This is a genomic window from Alteribacter salitolerans (assembly GCF_016901055.1).
Lineage (GTDB): Bacteria > Bacillota > Bacilli > Bacillales > Salisediminibacteriaceae > Alteribacter > Alteribacter keqinensis.
Map to the genome: position 1 here is coordinate 612,338 of NZ_JAFEUX010000001.1, position 15,414 is coordinate 627,751.

Below are 15,414 nucleotides of genomic sequence, written 5' to 3' on the forward strand. Positions count from 1 at the left end.
TCACATTTTTATTAAATCAACAATGCTCTTTAACACAACCATTTACTTAAATACATCATGATTGCTTCTGTAGAAAATATCTGTATTCCCGTCACGGAAATTAACAACTCTCGCAGCAGCAAACAGGTAATCTGACAACCGGTTAATATATTTTATTATTTCATCAGGAATCGATTCTTCTTTTGCACATGCAAAGACCCGTCTCTCTGCTCTTCTTGCGACTGTACGGCAGATATGGAGATCTGAAGCCCCCACGCTGCCACCCGGCAGGACAAAGGTCTTAATTTCAGGTGCTTCCGCCCAATAGGTATCGATGGCTTTTTCCATCGTGTCGATGTAGATTTCCTTGGTTTTATAGGACGGAGATTCCATCACATTGGCTAGATCTGCGCCTAAATCGAACAGTTGATGCTGAATTTCAGTAAGCTCTTTAATTACGTCTGAACAGGTCTTTTGACTGAGGTTTGCGATCGCTCTTCCAATAAAGCTGTTTAATTCATCTACAGTACCGTAGGCTTCCACCCTTAGATGGTTTTTCTCTACCCGCCTGCCGATAAGGTGGGTACTCCCTTTGTCACCTTTTTTCGTATAAATCTTCACGTTTGACCTCTCCTTTTTTAATTTCATTAACAAGATCACGTGCACTTTCCATTATCGCATTTTCCCCTCCCCAGCTCCCGCCCATCCCGGTTACAGCTATACACATTTCACAAAGGCTGTAGCCAGGCGCAGCGGCTTTGACTGCGCCAGCGATGAGTGTTGCCAGGTGAAACATACCGCTGTCACTTAAACGGCCGTTCAGGAACGCTGAGACAGTAACCTCGCCTTCATTTAAAACAAGAATCAGCGAAAAACCCCCGCTGTGCTTTTCTTTTACAATCGTACAACGACCTTTCCTGATGTCAAATATGAGCTCCTGATTTTCCTTTTGTCCTGGTATCCCTTCTTTTAGAAACGTAAAACGTTTTATCCACCGAATAGCCGGCCCGTTTTTCCGGGTTGTAATGACCCTCCAAGGAGCACCGCTTTCAATGATCAGCTTTGCAGCTGTCTCTTTAAATCTGATAAATGTGCCATTAGCCGATCTATAATGATCAGGTTCATAAGTGATTAACGGTTTAGGAACAGTCGGATGAGTGCTTTCTATTAATCGCGTATTATACATCTGTGAAAGATTTTCATCCTTTAAAACATATCCTGGGGTTCCCTCTGCAACCTTCTTCCCATCATTCAGTAAAAGCAGGCGGTCACAAAACATGCTTGCCAAGTTGACATCATGGAGAACTGCCAGCACTGTGAGACGCTTCTCTCCGGCAAGCCGGACGATTCGGCTCATTAATTCAATCTGATAAGAAATATCAAGATGGTTTGTGGGCTCATCGAGAAGAAGAACCTCTGGCTCCTGAACGAGAGATCTTGCCAGAAAAACCCGTTGCTGTTCCCCGCCGCTGAGCATTGACAATGGTTTTTCCTTAAAGTCCGTAACATCCATCAACTCCATCATTTCCTCAACGAGCTGTTCATCTTTTTCGTCAGAAAAATGAAAGAGTCCTTTTTTATGAGGATATCTCCCCATAGCCACAACTTCTTTTACCGTATACGCAAAGGATTGTTCATGGTGCTGGGAAAGAAGGGCCATAACACGTGCCAGTTCCTTTACCTGATAGTTCTCTATAGGTTTTCCAGCTACAGCTATTTTTCCTTTTGTGAACGGGAGAGCCTGGGTAAGGGTTTTTAACAGTGTTGTTTTACCACTTCCATTAGGTCCGAGAACCCCATAGACTTCCCCTTTTTCCACCAGGAATGACAAGTCGTTCACTATTCGCCTGTTTCCATAACCGGCTTCCAGAGACTGAACTTTTATCACTTATTATCACCTCGAATCTATACGTTTCTGTTCCTGATCTTATAAATCAAAATTAACCCAAAAACCGGTGCCCCGATAAGTGCCGTAATAACACCTATCGGTAATTCCTGAGGAGCAAGTATTGTTCTTGCAATGACATCAGCGAATATGAGAAATGCCCCGCCCCCTGCAGCTGAAAGAATCAGCAAGTGCTTATGATCAGGCCCGCTCAAAAGACGTACAAAATGAGGAATGACAAGGCCGACAAACCCTATTGTTCCTGATACCGCAACTGCAGCGCCTGTAAGTATAGCGGCAGCAAAAAGGATTACCGTTTTTTTTTGTTTCACATCAATCCCCAAATGATGGGCAGACTGTTCACCAAAACCAAAAGCATTCAGCTCGCGCCAGTGTACGAGCAACAGAATCGTACCGGTAATAAAGAAAGGAATGATTAAATAAACATACGGCCAGCCCCTCATCCCTACAGATCCCATAAGCCAGTTAATGATCTGCCTTAATTCATCAGTACTAAGGGCAATCATTAATGAAATAACGGAGCCTAAAAACGAACTGAAAATAATCCCTATAAGAATAATCGTTTCAACAGCCATTGTTCTGCTTACCAGCCTTGCCATGATAAGAACAAGGTAAAGGGAAACAAATCCCCCAGCCACCGCTGTGACCGGAAGGGTAAATGAACCGAGAAATGGAATTGTAATGCCGAAATAAAAGACCATGACTGCCCCTACTGCTGCACCGGACGAGGCTCCAAGTGTATACGGATCGGCCAGGGGATTACGTAAAAGCCCTTGAAAAGCAGCCCCGGCAACCGAAAGTGAAGCTCCAACAAACAAAGCAAGCATCACCCTTGGCAGACGGATATCCATAATAATATGGGTGAGGGGACTCTTATCTTCAACAAGGATCTGTACCCCAGGCAGCTGCTGAGCGAGTATCTTTGCCACCTCAAAAGGGTGAATGAAAACGCTCCCTGCTCCCACACCTGTAAACAGTGCTGCTGTGAGGAGCGTAAAGAAAATGACATATGTGAGTACCTGTCGCCGGTTAGTAATGATCTGGGTAGATAAATTTTGCAAGGGTTTCGACTCCTTCAATCAACCGAGGGCCCTGGCGCGTAACGATATTTGAATCTTCAAGTTCATAAACCCTCTCGTGTTCAACAGCAGGGATACTCTGCCATGCCGAACGGTTTAAAACATCCCCCCGCGCATCTTCAACGTAGGCCCCGTATGTCAGGATGATCACATCCGGATTAAGGGTTACCGCATCCTCTTCCGTAAACTGGACCCACCCCTCCTGGTCACCAGCAACGTTATCTGCACCAATTACATCGAGCATTTCATTTACAAAAGTTCCTGATCCTGTTGTAAACAAATCAGGATCTGCCCCGACCTCGACCCATACACTTACACGATCTTCTTCCGGAATATCAGCAGAGATCTTTTCTATCCGTTCAATTTCTTCTTCAAATGAGGCAATCAGATCACCTGCTTCATCATTCTTACCGAGGACTTCCCCAACTGTAGAAACAACTCGGTAAAAATCTTCAAACGTATTTGTATCTTCGATAACGACTACCTGGATACCGGCACTTTCTATCTGATTAAGTGCTTCGGGATCATTTATTGCCCCGGCGAGAACAAGATCCGGCTCATTGGCTATAACCGCTTCAACATCGATAACCATATCTCCTACACTTGGAAGCTCACTTGCCTTCTCCGGATAATCATCGTTAGAAGTAACCGCCTGCAGCTGATCCCATGCATCAAGGCCGTAGATCAGTTCTGTATTGCTGGGAAGCAGGGAAATGACGTTATCAGGCTGCTCTTCAATCGTGATCTCTTGTCCTCTTGCATCTTCAACTGTAACTGGAAACGCCTCTTCATCTGAGAGTTCCTGTTCCCCATTTTCCACTTCAGAACTTCCGCCCTCCGAAACCTCATCGGCTTCTTCCGGTGAACATGCTCCAATAACAAGCACAGTTCCCATTACAACCGTTAACCATTTCTTTTTGTTCATTTTCAAACTCTCCCTTATGTACATTTTACGTAAACAAATCTCACCGGGATTTTAGAGAAAATAAAAAAACTGCCTGTGAACAAAAGGCAGTTGTTTTGCATATGAAAACTAAATTCAACAATGTTGAACAAGTAATCACCGCTTTACCTTTTTCCCGAAGGTACGTAAACTTTAAGGCAGGTCTCCTGACTCGCACATATATGGCTGTTTTCTTCCTTCCCGCCGGATGGCAGTGGAATGGAGTTAGTCTCCCAATAGCCTTACAGCTATGAAAACAATCAATGTGCTTACAGTGGCGGGACCGTGCCGGATTTTCACCGGTCTTCCCTTTTAACGTGCCGTAAGCGGCACGACCTTAAAGCAGCAGAACGTATGTTTTTGATGTATTTACTCCTCTATTATACACACGTTCGTTTCGTTTCGTCATTAAAAATCTGATATCTTTTGATATAAGGAGGTACTGTCTGTCCTTTGGAGAAACCTATATTATATACACCTTACTGGAATAGTTATAGAAGGAGGTTCACACTCATGAGTGTTCATGAACACAAGAAACAGGCACCTCGTCACATTAACTGTATTGTTCTGACTGTTTCAGATACGAGAACAATGGAAACAGACAAAAGCGGCAGGCTTATGAAGTCATACCTTGAGGAAAACGGTCACGCAGTGCTTGATCACAGAATTGTAGAAGATGATTTTACTGCTATTCAAAAAGGTGTACTGGCAGCCCAGCTCGATGAACGTGTTGACGCGCTACTCATTAACGGCGGTACGGGTCTGGCATTGAGAGATATTACATATGAAGCAGTTGAAAAAATGCTTGACAAGACGATCCCCGGATTTGGTGAACTGTTCAGGTATTTGAGCTATGAGAAAGATATCGGCTCAGCAGCCATGCTCAGCCGGGCGATTGCCGGAGTGAGAGGGAAAACAGTTATCTTCTCAACACCCGGAAGTTCAGGTGCCGTAAAGCTCGCAATGGAAAGCCTGATTATTCCCGAGATTGGCCATGTTGTAAGAGAAGTCCGTAAAGATCTTTGAATTATCTTCCTCTCTTATAAAAACACAAAAGCCCAAAGGTTAAATCCTGCCTTTGGGCTTTTCCCATTGTTCTGGAATTTATAAATCTCCTGAAATGCGTCCAACTTTAGGATGAAACTTTTCCACGTCCAGCTCCAACGCCTGCGAGCTCGAGGTCATTTCATCCCCTGCTTCTTCCTCGTTTCTATAGCCGCGAAGTTATATGCGTCGAAGCAACTTGACATTTAACAGGGAGGTTAAGCTCGAAGCTGAAGCCTGGATAGCGGCCTGACGGGCTCCCTCAAATGTTTCCACTAAAGCACAAGGGCAATTAAGGCTTTCGCTAAGACTGGCGTTTTCTTTTATCCCTCGTGATATCAAGGCACTTGCGCTCTTGTTTTTATTCTTTTCCATCCGGTAAAAACACCGTAAATGTTGTTCCTTCGTTCAACTTACTGTGAACAGAAACACGGCCTTTATGAGCATGGACAATGTTTTTTACGATGGCAAGGCCCAGACCTGTCCCCGACCGGCCGCGGGTACGCGCTTTGTCTGCTTTGTAAAACCGTTCAAAAACAAAGGGAAGGTCTTCTTCCGGTATTCCGCTTCCGGTATCAATCACATCCATTTTGACCCCGCCTTCCACATTGGTCACGCACAACGTGACTTGTCCGTTTTCAGGGGTATGGCGAATCGCATTATCGATAAGATTTGTAAGAACCTGCTCGATTCGGTCTGGATCCATTAAGAGTGAATTAACTGTTGCTTCGATGTCTTCTACTATAAGAACATCATGTTCTTTCGCAATTCCGCTGAACTTCCTTACAACCCTCTCTGAAAATTCTCTTGTATTCACCCGTTCAAGATTCAGGCTGATGTGTCCCGCTTCCATCCTCGCAAGATCAAGAAGCTCATTTACCAGTCTGCCCATACGTAATGATTCATCATAGATAATCTGCGCCAGTTCCTTTTTCTCTTCTTCAGAACCTGCAACATCGTCAATGATCGCTTCACTGTATCCTTGAAGCATGGAAATTGGAGTTCTGAGTTCATGTGAGACATTGGCGATAAAATCTTTTCTCAGCTTGTCGTGGGTTCTTTCGTCAGTCATATCACGGAGGACGGCAACGGCACCGCGGATATTTTCCTGATCATACAAAGGGGTCATCAAAATCACCCAGCTTCTTCCCTGAACATCCACTTCCACCATCTGTTCCTGTCCTTTTTCCGTTACCTGTTTAAACAGATGTTTAATTTCTTCGGGAAGGACAAAGATTTCAGATTCGTGATTATTCTCGTATGTCCATGCTTTTACGAATGCTTCAGCCGGTGGGTTCATTATGCTCATTTCACCCCGTCTGTCGAGGGTAATCACACCATCTGCCATGGAGCTTAATATTCTTGAGAGTTGTTCTTTCTCCCGGTTAAGCATATCCAGGTTAGTGTTAAGGGCACGGGCCATTCGGTTAAATGCCATGCTTAACAGTCCGATCTCATCATTGGAACGGATCGGAATTTTAGTGTTGAAATTTCCCTTCGCCACTTCAAGAGACGCCCTCCGCATTTTTCTTAGAGGAGCTGTAATTCTTGTCGTAAGGAAAAATGCAAAAACTGTTGTCAGTATAATGGCAACTGCTGCACTGAGAAGAATAATCTGCTTCGTCTGTACTGAAGCTTCATTCACAATATCAAGCGGCATATACATATAGACAGCACCAGTCTGTGCACTATGATTAACGGGGAGACCGACAATCAGAAGTTCCTGATGATCACCATTCCTGAGATTAAGTTCGTAATCCCCCCGCTGGACAACAACTTCCTGATTTTCCATGACCCGTGAAAGCCTTGGGTCTTCATAAAATAAATCAACAGGAAGCTCACCACGTGTATTGTCTGAAGAATACCAGTACTCCTCTTCATCCATTACAATAACAGCACGGGTAGAGTATGTTTCTGCAATTTTTCTTGACATGGCGATAGCGGCTTCATCTGTATGCTCATCTTCTAACAGACTTGCAATAAGGGATGCATGGTTTAATAACTGCTCTTCTGCCTGTTCAGAGTGAAACCGTTCAAAGTATTGAAGCAAAAGGACGGTAAGGACTAAAAGGACGACGCTTACAAGAAGTAAGATCGTCGCCCATAACTTTCCTACTACACTTCTCCATAACATCATTACTTGCCCGCCTCAAATTTATAACCGATCCCCCACACAGTCGCGATCATATGCGCTGCTTCAGGTGAAACCTTGTTTAATTTTTCCCTGAGCCTTTTAATATGGGTATCCACAGTTCGCAGGTCTCCGAAAAATTCATAGTTCCAGACATCCTTCAGTAAATCCTCCCGTGCAAATACTTTATCAGGTGCCTGTGCCAGGTAATGAAGAAGTTCATATTCTTTCGGGGTAAGGTTAATCTCTTCCCCGCCGGCAAGAACTTTATGAGCATCATTATCAATAGTCAGGTGAGGAAAAACAAGAATATCCTTTGCCTGTGTTTCCGTATGAAGAAACTTGGTTGTTGAGGCCCTTCTAAGCAATGCCTTTACCCGGAGAACGACTTCCCTCGGACTGAACGGCTTAACAATATAATCATCAGTTCCTGCTTCAAAGCCTTGAACACGGTTTGCTTCTTCTCCTTTAGCCGTGAGCATGATAACAGGAGTCGCTTTATGCTTTCGCAACTCTTCACAAACTTCAATCCCGTCAATCCCGGGCATCATCAAATCCAGCAGAATAAGGTCAAAATCTTCTTTCAGAGCCATATCTAAAGCTTTTTCACCATTTTCAGCATCTCTTACTTCGTAGTTCTCACGTTCAAGATACATTTTTAAAAGCCTGCGGATCCGTTCTTCATCGTCTACCACTAACAGTTTCGCTTCAGCATTCATCTATGTTACCCCCTATGCGCACCCAAAATCTTAACAATACCTTTAGTTTATCATTTCTTAATCCAACTCGTCACATTCCGTTCAAAAACATATGTGTCCAATTAGTGAAAAAAGAGGGCGATTCATAAGGTATAGCACTACCTTATGAATCGCCCTCTGGAAGCAATGAGCGGAGCCGCTACCCTCTTTTGAAATCCCTGCACGAGTTGGGTTCCCGTGTCGGGCGAGTAGCGGGCGAAGCCATTGCCAGTCTGCTTATGAACTATAAAACGCCATTTGAAGACCCCGTCAAAGGCCTGTATTAATGGCTTCGTGTGACAAGCATCGTACCGGTCCATTCAATCAAGACACGCTGCTAACAATTCCTATAACCCTGCATATGAGTGCAATCCTGCAATAACCAAGTTAACGAAAATCAGGTTAAACATAATGATCGCAAACCCGATAACACAGAGCCATGCACTCTTTTCACCGTGCCAGCCTCTTGAAAGCCGTAAGTGTAAGTATGCGGCGTAAAACAAAAATGTAATTAATGCCCATACTTCTTTCGGATCCCAGCCCCAGAATCGGGTCCAGGCGATTTGTGCCCAGATCATAGCGAAAATGAGTCCTCCGAGAGTAAAGATCGGAAAACCAATCGCAATCGCCCGGTAACTGAGCTCATCAGCACTTTGTGGATTAACTCCTCTGACGAGGGGCTGCAGAGCGCCGCCTATTGGCTTTCTCATAACAAGGCGCAGGAGCCAATACAGAACAGTACCTGAGATAAATGCCCAGATAACGGCATTCAAATCATCGGGTACGATAAAATCCGGTGCATTAATGAGAGGACTGAACCGGTTTTCTGTCATCAGTGTTCCTTCATTAGGACCAATAAGAGCCGGAAGCTGGTAAGTGATCTCGTCTTCCTGGGCAAACTCGTTTACATATACAAAGTCTGCTTCGTAGTTTGCAGCGCCAAAGCCCATACTCAGAAGAACATGGCCCGCAAAGCATAAAAGTCCGAAAAACACAAGTTCCAATGCCGTTACTTTCCTGGACTTTTGTTTAAAGTCGGTGACTCTCACAAGATACACAAGACCAGCTGCAAAACCAACAGCGAGAATCCCCTGTCCGAGAGCAGTTGTAATAACATGGATTTTCAACCAGTTTGACTGAAGAGCCGGAATGAGCGGCTGAATTTCAGTCGGGAAAACAGATGCATAGGCAATGATGAGCATTACAACTGGCATCGTAAACAATCCGAGAACCCGGCTTTTGTACATTGGATAAATAATAACAAACCCGAGACTCATCATGATTCCAAGAAATGTCGTGTATTCAAACATGTTACTTACAGGAGCATGTCCCCCGGCGATCCACCTTGTTATGAAGTAGCCGATTGCAAGGGCAAAGGCTAATACAGATGAAATGTATCCATATGTGCCGAGGCGGTTTTTTTCGTTCCCTGCTTTATCTTTAAAGCGGCGTCCTGTAACAGATACGGCAAAAAGTACAGTCGCAAGAAAGTACAGGAAAAATGAAATTAAAAGTAAATTACTGCTTAGCTGGGCCATCGTCTTCTCTCACTCCTTCATCGGTACCTGCTTCCTCTTCCTTTTCATCGGTCTGGTCATCCGGTACCGGAATACCTGTGTTTTCAGACAGGTACTCAAAGTCTTTTTTCAATGCATTCCAGTTCTTATTTGCATGACCTGCGATCCAAAGCTCTCCATCCCGCTCTTGGATCCACATGCGCCGGTGGTGCCAGTAGGAACCTTGAACGAGTCCAATCATAAAGATAACTCCACCAAGGATTAAAATAGGAAGGGTACGATCCCGTCTGACTGCAAGTGCACTTACATTGTTCGTATCGAAGTCCACCATTCGAAGACGGTATTCATTATCCGGGTCAAGTGCTTCGTTTAATTGTATCCCAACAAAACTGAGCTCTCCCTCTTCTTCACCCGGTTCAAATACTTCAAAGATAAACCTCGGGTTGTCCGGTATACGGTTTAAAGTGGAAGGTTCACCGTCATCGTTAAATGTAAAATTAGGAAAGTAATCATAAATTTCAACACGGTATCCGTTATCAAACTCATAGGATGATTCCGGATCGTAAAGGTTCACATCAAATGTGACATCTTCAAGCCCTTCTGAATCACCATCGATTTCTTCAAGGGCAAACGTGAATTCCGCCAGTTCGTTAAGCTTATAATCAACCTGGTATAATGAGAATCCTTCAAACGTCATCGGATCGTTTACCCGGATCTGATGCTGTTTGACCTCTTCTTTTTCTCCTGCACCGATTGTTTCCGACGATTGTCTGAAAAGGGTTGCTGTCGTCTGGTAGGTTTTGACGACGTCACTTCCTGAACGTTCAAGACCTTCCCGGAAACGCTCGTCCTCCTGATCATAAAACTCGATCAGAAAATTATCGTTTCGGACCGAATATTCTCCTCCTGTTCCCCGGACTTCAACTTCCTGGCCTTCTCTTACCCAGATGTGATCTTCAAGGTACATTTGGGGAAACAGGCGAAGCATAGCACCAATTAAAAAGATGATAAGACCGATATGGTTTACGTACGGACCCCACCTTGAGAAACGGCCTTTCTCTGCAAGGAGATTTCCGTTTTCTTCCCGAACGTTATATTTACGTTTCTTAAGTATGTCAGAGGCTTTTTTTATCTTTACACCAGGTTCTGAAACCTGATCAGTGTTTTTAAACAGACGCTGACGCTTCATAAAGCCCGGGTGTCTTGTTACCCTCTGAGTTTTCAACGCTCTGTACAGCGGTACAAACCTGTCAATACTCGCAATAACCAGCGAAACACCGAGGGCTGCCACAAGGAGCATATACCACCATGAACTGTAAAGATTATGAAAGCCAAGCTGATAGAAAAGCTGCCCCAGTGTACCGTATTCCTCGTAGTAATAAACGGAAGCCGGTCGCCCGGGTGGAATAAACATTTCCTGCGGGAATATCGTTCCTATCGAGGATCCGATTAAAGTCAGAACAATGATCCATACTCCCACTTTAACAGAGGAAAAAAAGTTCCAGATTTTATCTACTATCGATTTCCTGTAAGTCTGCGAACGTCTTGCTACTCCTTCATAACGCATGTTAGCCAGCTGGTTTCCATCCTCTTTCAGGGGTTTTCCGCATGACTCACACAAGTATGTGCCAAAAGGGTTGAGATGTCCGCATTCACATTTGACTTTATTCATGATGACCCCCTACTCGCTGCCAGGTACAAGTTTATCCAAAGATTCGAGTACTTGCTGTTCTGTTTTACCGCCAACCTGGCGTTCGATGACAGATCCATTTTCATCAATTAAAAGAACGGCCGGCAGACTGTTTACACCGTAGGCGTTGCTTACTTTCATCCCCCGGTCGATAACGTTGGTATATGGAACATTATGACGGTCCAGAAAGCGCTGCACCTGAACGGTTGATTCATCAACATTCAATGCAACCACTTCTACACCTTTTTCTTTGTATTCTTCATGATATTCTTTCAGGTACTCCATTTTATCCCGGCAATATGTGCAGTATGTTGCCCAGAATGTAAGATAAACGCCTTTTCCTTTCAGCTCGTCCAAATGAACAAGATTCCCATCCATATCTTCAAGGGCAAAGTCCGGTGCAGTGTCTCCTGCATCAACGAGTCCCCTCTCTTCAGAAAAATGGGTGAAAAGGGTGTATCCAATGGCTGTTGCGAGGACAACTAAGATGGCTGAACGTATGATCAGTCTCCTCTTTTTCATCTTCATCCCTCATTTTTCACACAGATTTCGAGTACTATTTTCATATTAGCACTACTCCACAAGTCTTTACAGTGAAGAGACCTATCAAAAAATGACGATTATGTGACGGCAAGTTCTCTTAACTTTTTCACTTCGTGAGGCTTCAATTCCCGGAATTCCCCGGCATTCAGTCCTCTTAATGTTAAGAAACCATACTGCTCCCGCTTGAGCTTCTCAACAGGGTGGCCAATCGCCTCCATCATCCTGCGGACCTGACGGTTTTTCCCTTCATGAATTGTTATTTCCACAATCGCCGTTCCCTTTTGGTTATTAGCTTTGACCAGTTTGACTCTTGCCGGCGCTGTTTTACCGTCTTCCAGCTTTATGCCCCGTTCAAGTAATTTCAGATTCTGTCTTGAAGGGATGCCCCGGATTTTAGCGATATACGTCTTTTGAATTCTGTATTTCGGATGCATAAGTACGTTGGCAAATTCTCCGTCATTCGTAAGTAAAATGAGACCGGATGTATCATAGTCCAGCCGTCCGACCGGATAAATTCTTTTCTCTGATTCAATCAGGTCTGTTACGACTCTCCTGTCAAGGTGATCCTCTACACTCGATAAGACTCCCTGTGGTTTATACAGAAGATAATAGACTGGTTCTTCTTTGTCGATCGGTACGCCGTTCACTTCCACTTTATCATTATGGGGATCTACTTTGGTTCCCAGCTCCGTTACCGTTTTACCATTTACTGTTACTCTTCCTTCTTCAATCAATGTCTCTGCTTTTCTTCTTGACGTAACACCCGCCTGGGCAATTACTTTTTGGAGTCTCTCCATTTTTTCCACCTCTTCTATAGCCTTCAAATCCGTTCATGTTTCTCATTAGCATTGTCGGCGTATCCCTTTCTGTTTCAAACCTTAATTTTAGCTTTTTTTCATGAGAGTCTCAACGTTTTTTTCTTATTTACACCATTTTAAATGAATGGGAGTAAAGGAAGCAGGGTTTTGATACTGCCTGCATGCCTCATCCCATTTCTCAAACATAACCTTCATTAAATACAGTACTGTTTACTTCCCTTTAGCAAAGGAAAATATACGGCTGTTTCCCGAACTCTTCAAAATACAGAAGATGAAGCCTGCGTGCCCTTCACTTTCCTTGGCTGTGCCGGCACAGCCAAGGAAAGTGAGCGGATGACCTTCAGCGGAGCTTTACGAACCTGACGTAAGGGTATATTCATTAAGTGAAATTAGCGGAAATCAACACCTTACTTCTCTGAGAAAATGGAATTTTTCAGCGGCCATAAGTTCGAGACAGGCAAGCCCCCGCAGAGGCACAGAGATGATGAGGTTCAGTGTGAGTCCGGGTAAAGGGGGCGTATTCCGTTCAACAAATCTTGCTAATTAAGAAGCGTTATTACTTTCTTTTATTTGTGTTTTCAGGGGAAACACTAAAAAAAAGAGCCGTTCCGCGTTGGGCTGACTGCGGGACGCCTCTTCTTATCCAAAAACCAGGGTAACAACAATGATCGCTGCAAGGATACCGATTACATCGGCCAAGAGCCCTACCTTTAGGGCATCCCCCATTTTCCTTATCCCTACGGCACCGAAGTAGACCGTAAGCACATAAAACGTCGTATCTGTACTTCCCTGCATTGTCGAGGCAAGTCTCCCGATAAAGGAATCAGGTCCGTGGGTGGCAATCAGATCTGATGTCATTCCCAGTGCTCCTGTACCGGACAAAGGCCTTATCATGGCTAAAGGAACGATGTCAGCCGGGACTCCTACAGCCTGGAGGGCAGGCCTTAGAAGGTTGATAAAAAAATCCATCGCCCCTGACTCCCTGAACACACTGATCGCAACAAGCATTCCAACGAGATATGGTATGACAGAGAACGCCATTGATACGCCTTCCTTGGCTCCTTCAACAAACATTTCGTAGGTAGGAACCTTTCTTATCGTTGCAACAACCAGAATGAAAGCAATCAACCCGGGGATGATCCATAGTGACAGATAGGTTATCCACTCCATGTATGGTCACACCCCTTTTTTTCTCGTTCTCCGGTAATGAAAATACCGGTCAATTAATAAGGCGCCTGCAGTGGAACAGGCTGTCGCCAGGATGGTTGTTCCGACAATTTCTGTCGGAGACACCGAACCGTAATTTAATCTTATGGAAATGACAGTAGTCGGAATAAGGGTAATACTTGCCGTATTGATTGCAAGGAGGGTAATCATGGACCGGGTCGCTTCATCTTTCCCTCCATTCAGTCTCTTCAGCTCTTCCATGGCTTTTATCCCCATTGGTGTTGCCGCATTTCCAAGGCCGAACAAATTTGCACTCATGTTGGATAAAATATAGCCCATAGCCGGGTGATCTTTCGGGACTTCCGGGAAAAGCCGTCTGACAAGAGGGCCCATCAGGCCGCTGAGCCCTTTTAAAATGCCCCCTTCTTCCGCAACCTTCATAAGCCCCAGCCAGAAAACCAGGACACTCATTAATCCGATACAGATCGCTACCGCTTCTTTTGCACCGTCAAAAACTGCTTTGTTCACCTGATCCATCGTCCCGTTAATTGCCGCGAATATAATACCGGCAACAAAAAGGATGACCCAGATTAGATTAACCACTGTCCTTCACACCACTGATCATAAACAAAGCATCCCACATCCTTTTGAAGAATGAAGGCTTATTTTCCACTTCAGTTTCAAAAGACAGAGGTACAACCCCGATTCTCTCCCCATTCAGTGAAATCTGGATGGAACCTATCGGGTCAGGATAACCAGTCTTCTCCCATCTCTCATCAGGAGAGAGGAGAACTGTTTTTTGTTCCACAAGATCTGCCTCCTCATCTGTAAGAGGATATTCAAAATTATAAGCAGCGTAAAGTTTATTCTTATAAAAAGGATCTTTAATACTATTAATACGTCCTTCTTTTACAATTTCCATCATTTGGAATCCACTAAAAGCCCAGTTGAATAAATTCATATGATCGTGCCAGTCGCTGCCGGCATTCAATGTCACAGCAACCAGTTCAACACCATCTTTTTCTGCAGTAGAAACAAGTGTCCGCTTTGCTCTTTTCGTATATCCTGTTTTCCCTCCTGTAGAGTATGGATACAACTGGGTAAGGAGACGGTTCTTATTATTAAAAACTCTGTAGCCGTTTTCCCGCTCTGATGCTTTATAGGATTTAGTGCCTGACACTTCCCGATACTGGTTATTTTCCATTGCATAACGGGCAAGAACAGCCATATCATATGCTGTTGAATAGTGCTCTTCATGGTCATCAAGACCGTGGGGATTATTAAAAACCGTATTTGTCATCCCGATTTCCCGTGCTTTTTCATTCATCATATACACAAACCCTTCGAGGCTCCCCCCGACATGCTCAGCAATGGCCACCGCTGCATCATTACCAGACCGGAGCATAAGGCCGTAAACCAGATCCTTTAAAGGCAGCTTCTCCCCTGCATATAAGTAAAGAGATGACCCTTCAGTACCCTCTGCTCTTGAAGAAATCGTGACCATCTCGTCCATCTTCCCTGATTCAATGGCAAGGAGGGCAGTCATGATTTTCGTTATACTCGCAATTCTCATTTGCGTATGCGCTTCTTTTTCATATAAAACCCGCCCACTCTCAAGCTCCATCAGCACCGCTCCCTGCGCCGAAGTCTGTCCCGGGTAGACATTGGCACCTGCACGGACAGGCAAAATGGCCGTTAATGCCATAATCATAACAAGGATAAGAAGTATTATTGGCTTTTTCATCACACACCGTCCCTTATAAAGCATTTGTACAAGTCTATGCATGAGCGGGTTGGTTATGCAGAAAGACCGGAGAGTATAAATGGCTGAGAATGGAAGAAAATAGAGGTTATTACAGG

The 15,414-nt window shown here is 44.4% G+C and carries 14 protein-coding genes and 1 riboswitch; of the genes, 1 reads left to right on the forward strand and 13 read right to left on the reverse strand.

All coding sequences use genetic code 11. From position 1 onward, the window contains the following. Nucleotides 1–42 precede the first annotated feature (42 nt). Genes JSY36_RS02925 through JSY36_RS02940 form a run of 4 tightly spaced genes read right to left on the reverse strand, consistent with a single transcriptional unit; the run spans nucleotide 43 to nucleotide 3,889 of the window. Entirely contained in the window at nucleotides 43–600 is a 558-nt protein-coding gene (locus tag JSY36_RS02925; RefSeq protein ID WP_205165148.1) for a cob(I)yrinic acid a,c-diamide adenosyltransferase, read from the reverse strand. Next, nucleotides 575–1,867 carry a heme ABC transporter ATP-binding protein gene (locus JSY36_RS02930; protein WP_205165149.1) on the reverse strand — a complete coding sequence of 431 codons (1,293 nt, stop codon included), beginning with the start codon at nucleotides 1,865–1,867 and terminating at the stop codon, nucleotides 575–577. The genes JSY36_RS02925 and JSY36_RS02930 overlap by 26 nt, the downstream gene beginning before the upstream one ends. A 17-nt stretch (nucleotides 1,868–1,884) precedes the next feature. Continuing rightward, on the reverse strand, nucleotides 1,885–2,946 hold the full coding sequence (locus JSY36_RS02935) for a FecCD family ABC transporter permease (protein ID WP_236784414.1): 1,062 nt from the start codon (nucleotides 2,944–2,946) through the stop codon (nucleotides 1,885–1,887). Next, nucleotides 2,915–3,889, reverse strand: a complete 975-nt coding sequence (locus JSY36_RS02940; protein ID WP_205165150.1) for an ABC transporter substrate-binding protein — start codon at nucleotides 3,887–3,889, stop codon at nucleotides 2,915–2,917. Before JSY36_RS02940 ends, JSY36_RS02935 begins: the two co-directional genes overlap by 32 nt. 158 nt (nucleotides 3,890–4,047) lie before the next feature. Then, nucleotides 4,048–4,262, reverse strand: a riboswitch (cobalamin riboswitch). Between the two features lie 158 nt (nucleotides 4,263–4,420). On the opposite strand from JSY36_RS02940, the gene JSY36_RS02945 reads away from it, so the two are divergent. Beyond that, nucleotides 4,421–4,933 (forward strand): MogA/MoaB family molybdenum cofactor biosynthesis protein, encoded by a 513-nt coding sequence (locus JSY36_RS02945; protein ID WP_205165151.1) that lies wholly within the window; start codon nucleotides 4,421–4,423, stop codon nucleotides 4,931–4,933. A 379-nt stretch (nucleotides 4,934–5,312) separates the two neighbouring features. On the opposite strand, the gene JSY36_RS02950 is transcribed toward JSY36_RS02945, so the two are convergent. The 9 genes from JSY36_RS02950 to JSY36_RS02990 form a co-directional block, all read right to left on the reverse strand. Then, nucleotides 5,313–7,088, reverse strand: coding sequence for an ATP-binding protein (locus JSY36_RS02950; protein WP_205165152.1), 1,776 nt, complete (start codon nucleotides 7,086–7,088; stop codon nucleotides 5,313–5,315). Then, on the reverse strand, nucleotides 7,088–7,801 hold the full coding sequence (locus tag JSY36_RS02955; RefSeq protein ID WP_122896618.1) for a response regulator transcription factor: 714 nt from the start codon (nucleotides 7,799–7,801) through the stop codon (nucleotides 7,088–7,090). Before JSY36_RS02955 ends, JSY36_RS02950 begins: the two co-directional genes overlap by 1 nt. A gap of 365 nt (nucleotides 7,802–8,166) precedes the next feature. After that, the gene (gene ccsA, locus JSY36_RS02960) at nucleotides 8,167–9,357 is read right to left on the reverse strand and encodes a cytochrome c biogenesis protein CcsA (protein WP_122896617.1); all 1,191 of its coding nucleotides are present in this window, start codon (nucleotides 9,355–9,357) and stop codon (nucleotides 8,167–8,169) included. After that, nucleotides 9,338–11,008: a cytochrome c biogenesis protein ResB gene (resB, locus tag JSY36_RS02965; RefSeq protein WP_205165153.1), complete on the reverse strand. Its 1,671-nt coding sequence runs from the start codon at nucleotides 11,006–11,008 to the stop codon at nucleotides 9,338–9,340. The genes ccsA and resB overlap by 20 nt, the downstream gene beginning before the upstream one ends. A 9-nt stretch (nucleotides 11,009–11,017) precedes the next feature. Beyond that, nucleotides 11,018–11,548, reverse strand: a complete 531-nt coding sequence (resA, locus tag JSY36_RS02970) for a thiol-disulfide oxidoreductase ResA (protein ID WP_122896615.1) — start codon at nucleotides 11,546–11,548, stop codon at nucleotides 11,018–11,020. Between the two features lie 98 nt (nucleotides 11,549–11,646). After that, the gene (locus JSY36_RS02975) at nucleotides 11,647–12,366 is read right to left on the reverse strand and encodes a pseudouridine synthase (RefSeq protein WP_205165154.1); all 720 of its coding nucleotides are present in this window, start codon (nucleotides 12,364–12,366) and stop codon (nucleotides 11,647–11,649) included. A gap of 660 nt (nucleotides 12,367–13,026) precedes the next feature. Next, nucleotides 13,027–13,557, reverse strand: a complete 531-nt coding sequence (locus JSY36_RS02980) for a spore maturation protein (protein WP_205165155.1) — start codon at nucleotides 13,555–13,557, stop codon at nucleotides 13,027–13,029. Between the two features lie 6 nt (nucleotides 13,558–13,563). Further along, nucleotides 13,564–14,157 carry a nucleoside recognition domain-containing protein gene (locus JSY36_RS02985; protein WP_205165156.1) on the reverse strand — a complete coding sequence of 198 codons (594 nt, stop codon included), beginning with the start codon at nucleotides 14,155–14,157 and terminating at the stop codon, nucleotides 13,564–13,566. Next, on the reverse strand, nucleotides 14,150–15,298 hold the full coding sequence (locus JSY36_RS02990) for a D-alanyl-D-alanine carboxypeptidase family protein (RefSeq protein WP_205165157.1): 1,149 nt from the start codon (nucleotides 15,296–15,298) through the stop codon (nucleotides 14,150–14,152). Before JSY36_RS02990 ends, JSY36_RS02985 begins: the two co-directional genes overlap by 8 nt. Nucleotides 15,299–15,414: the final 116 nt, after the last annotated feature.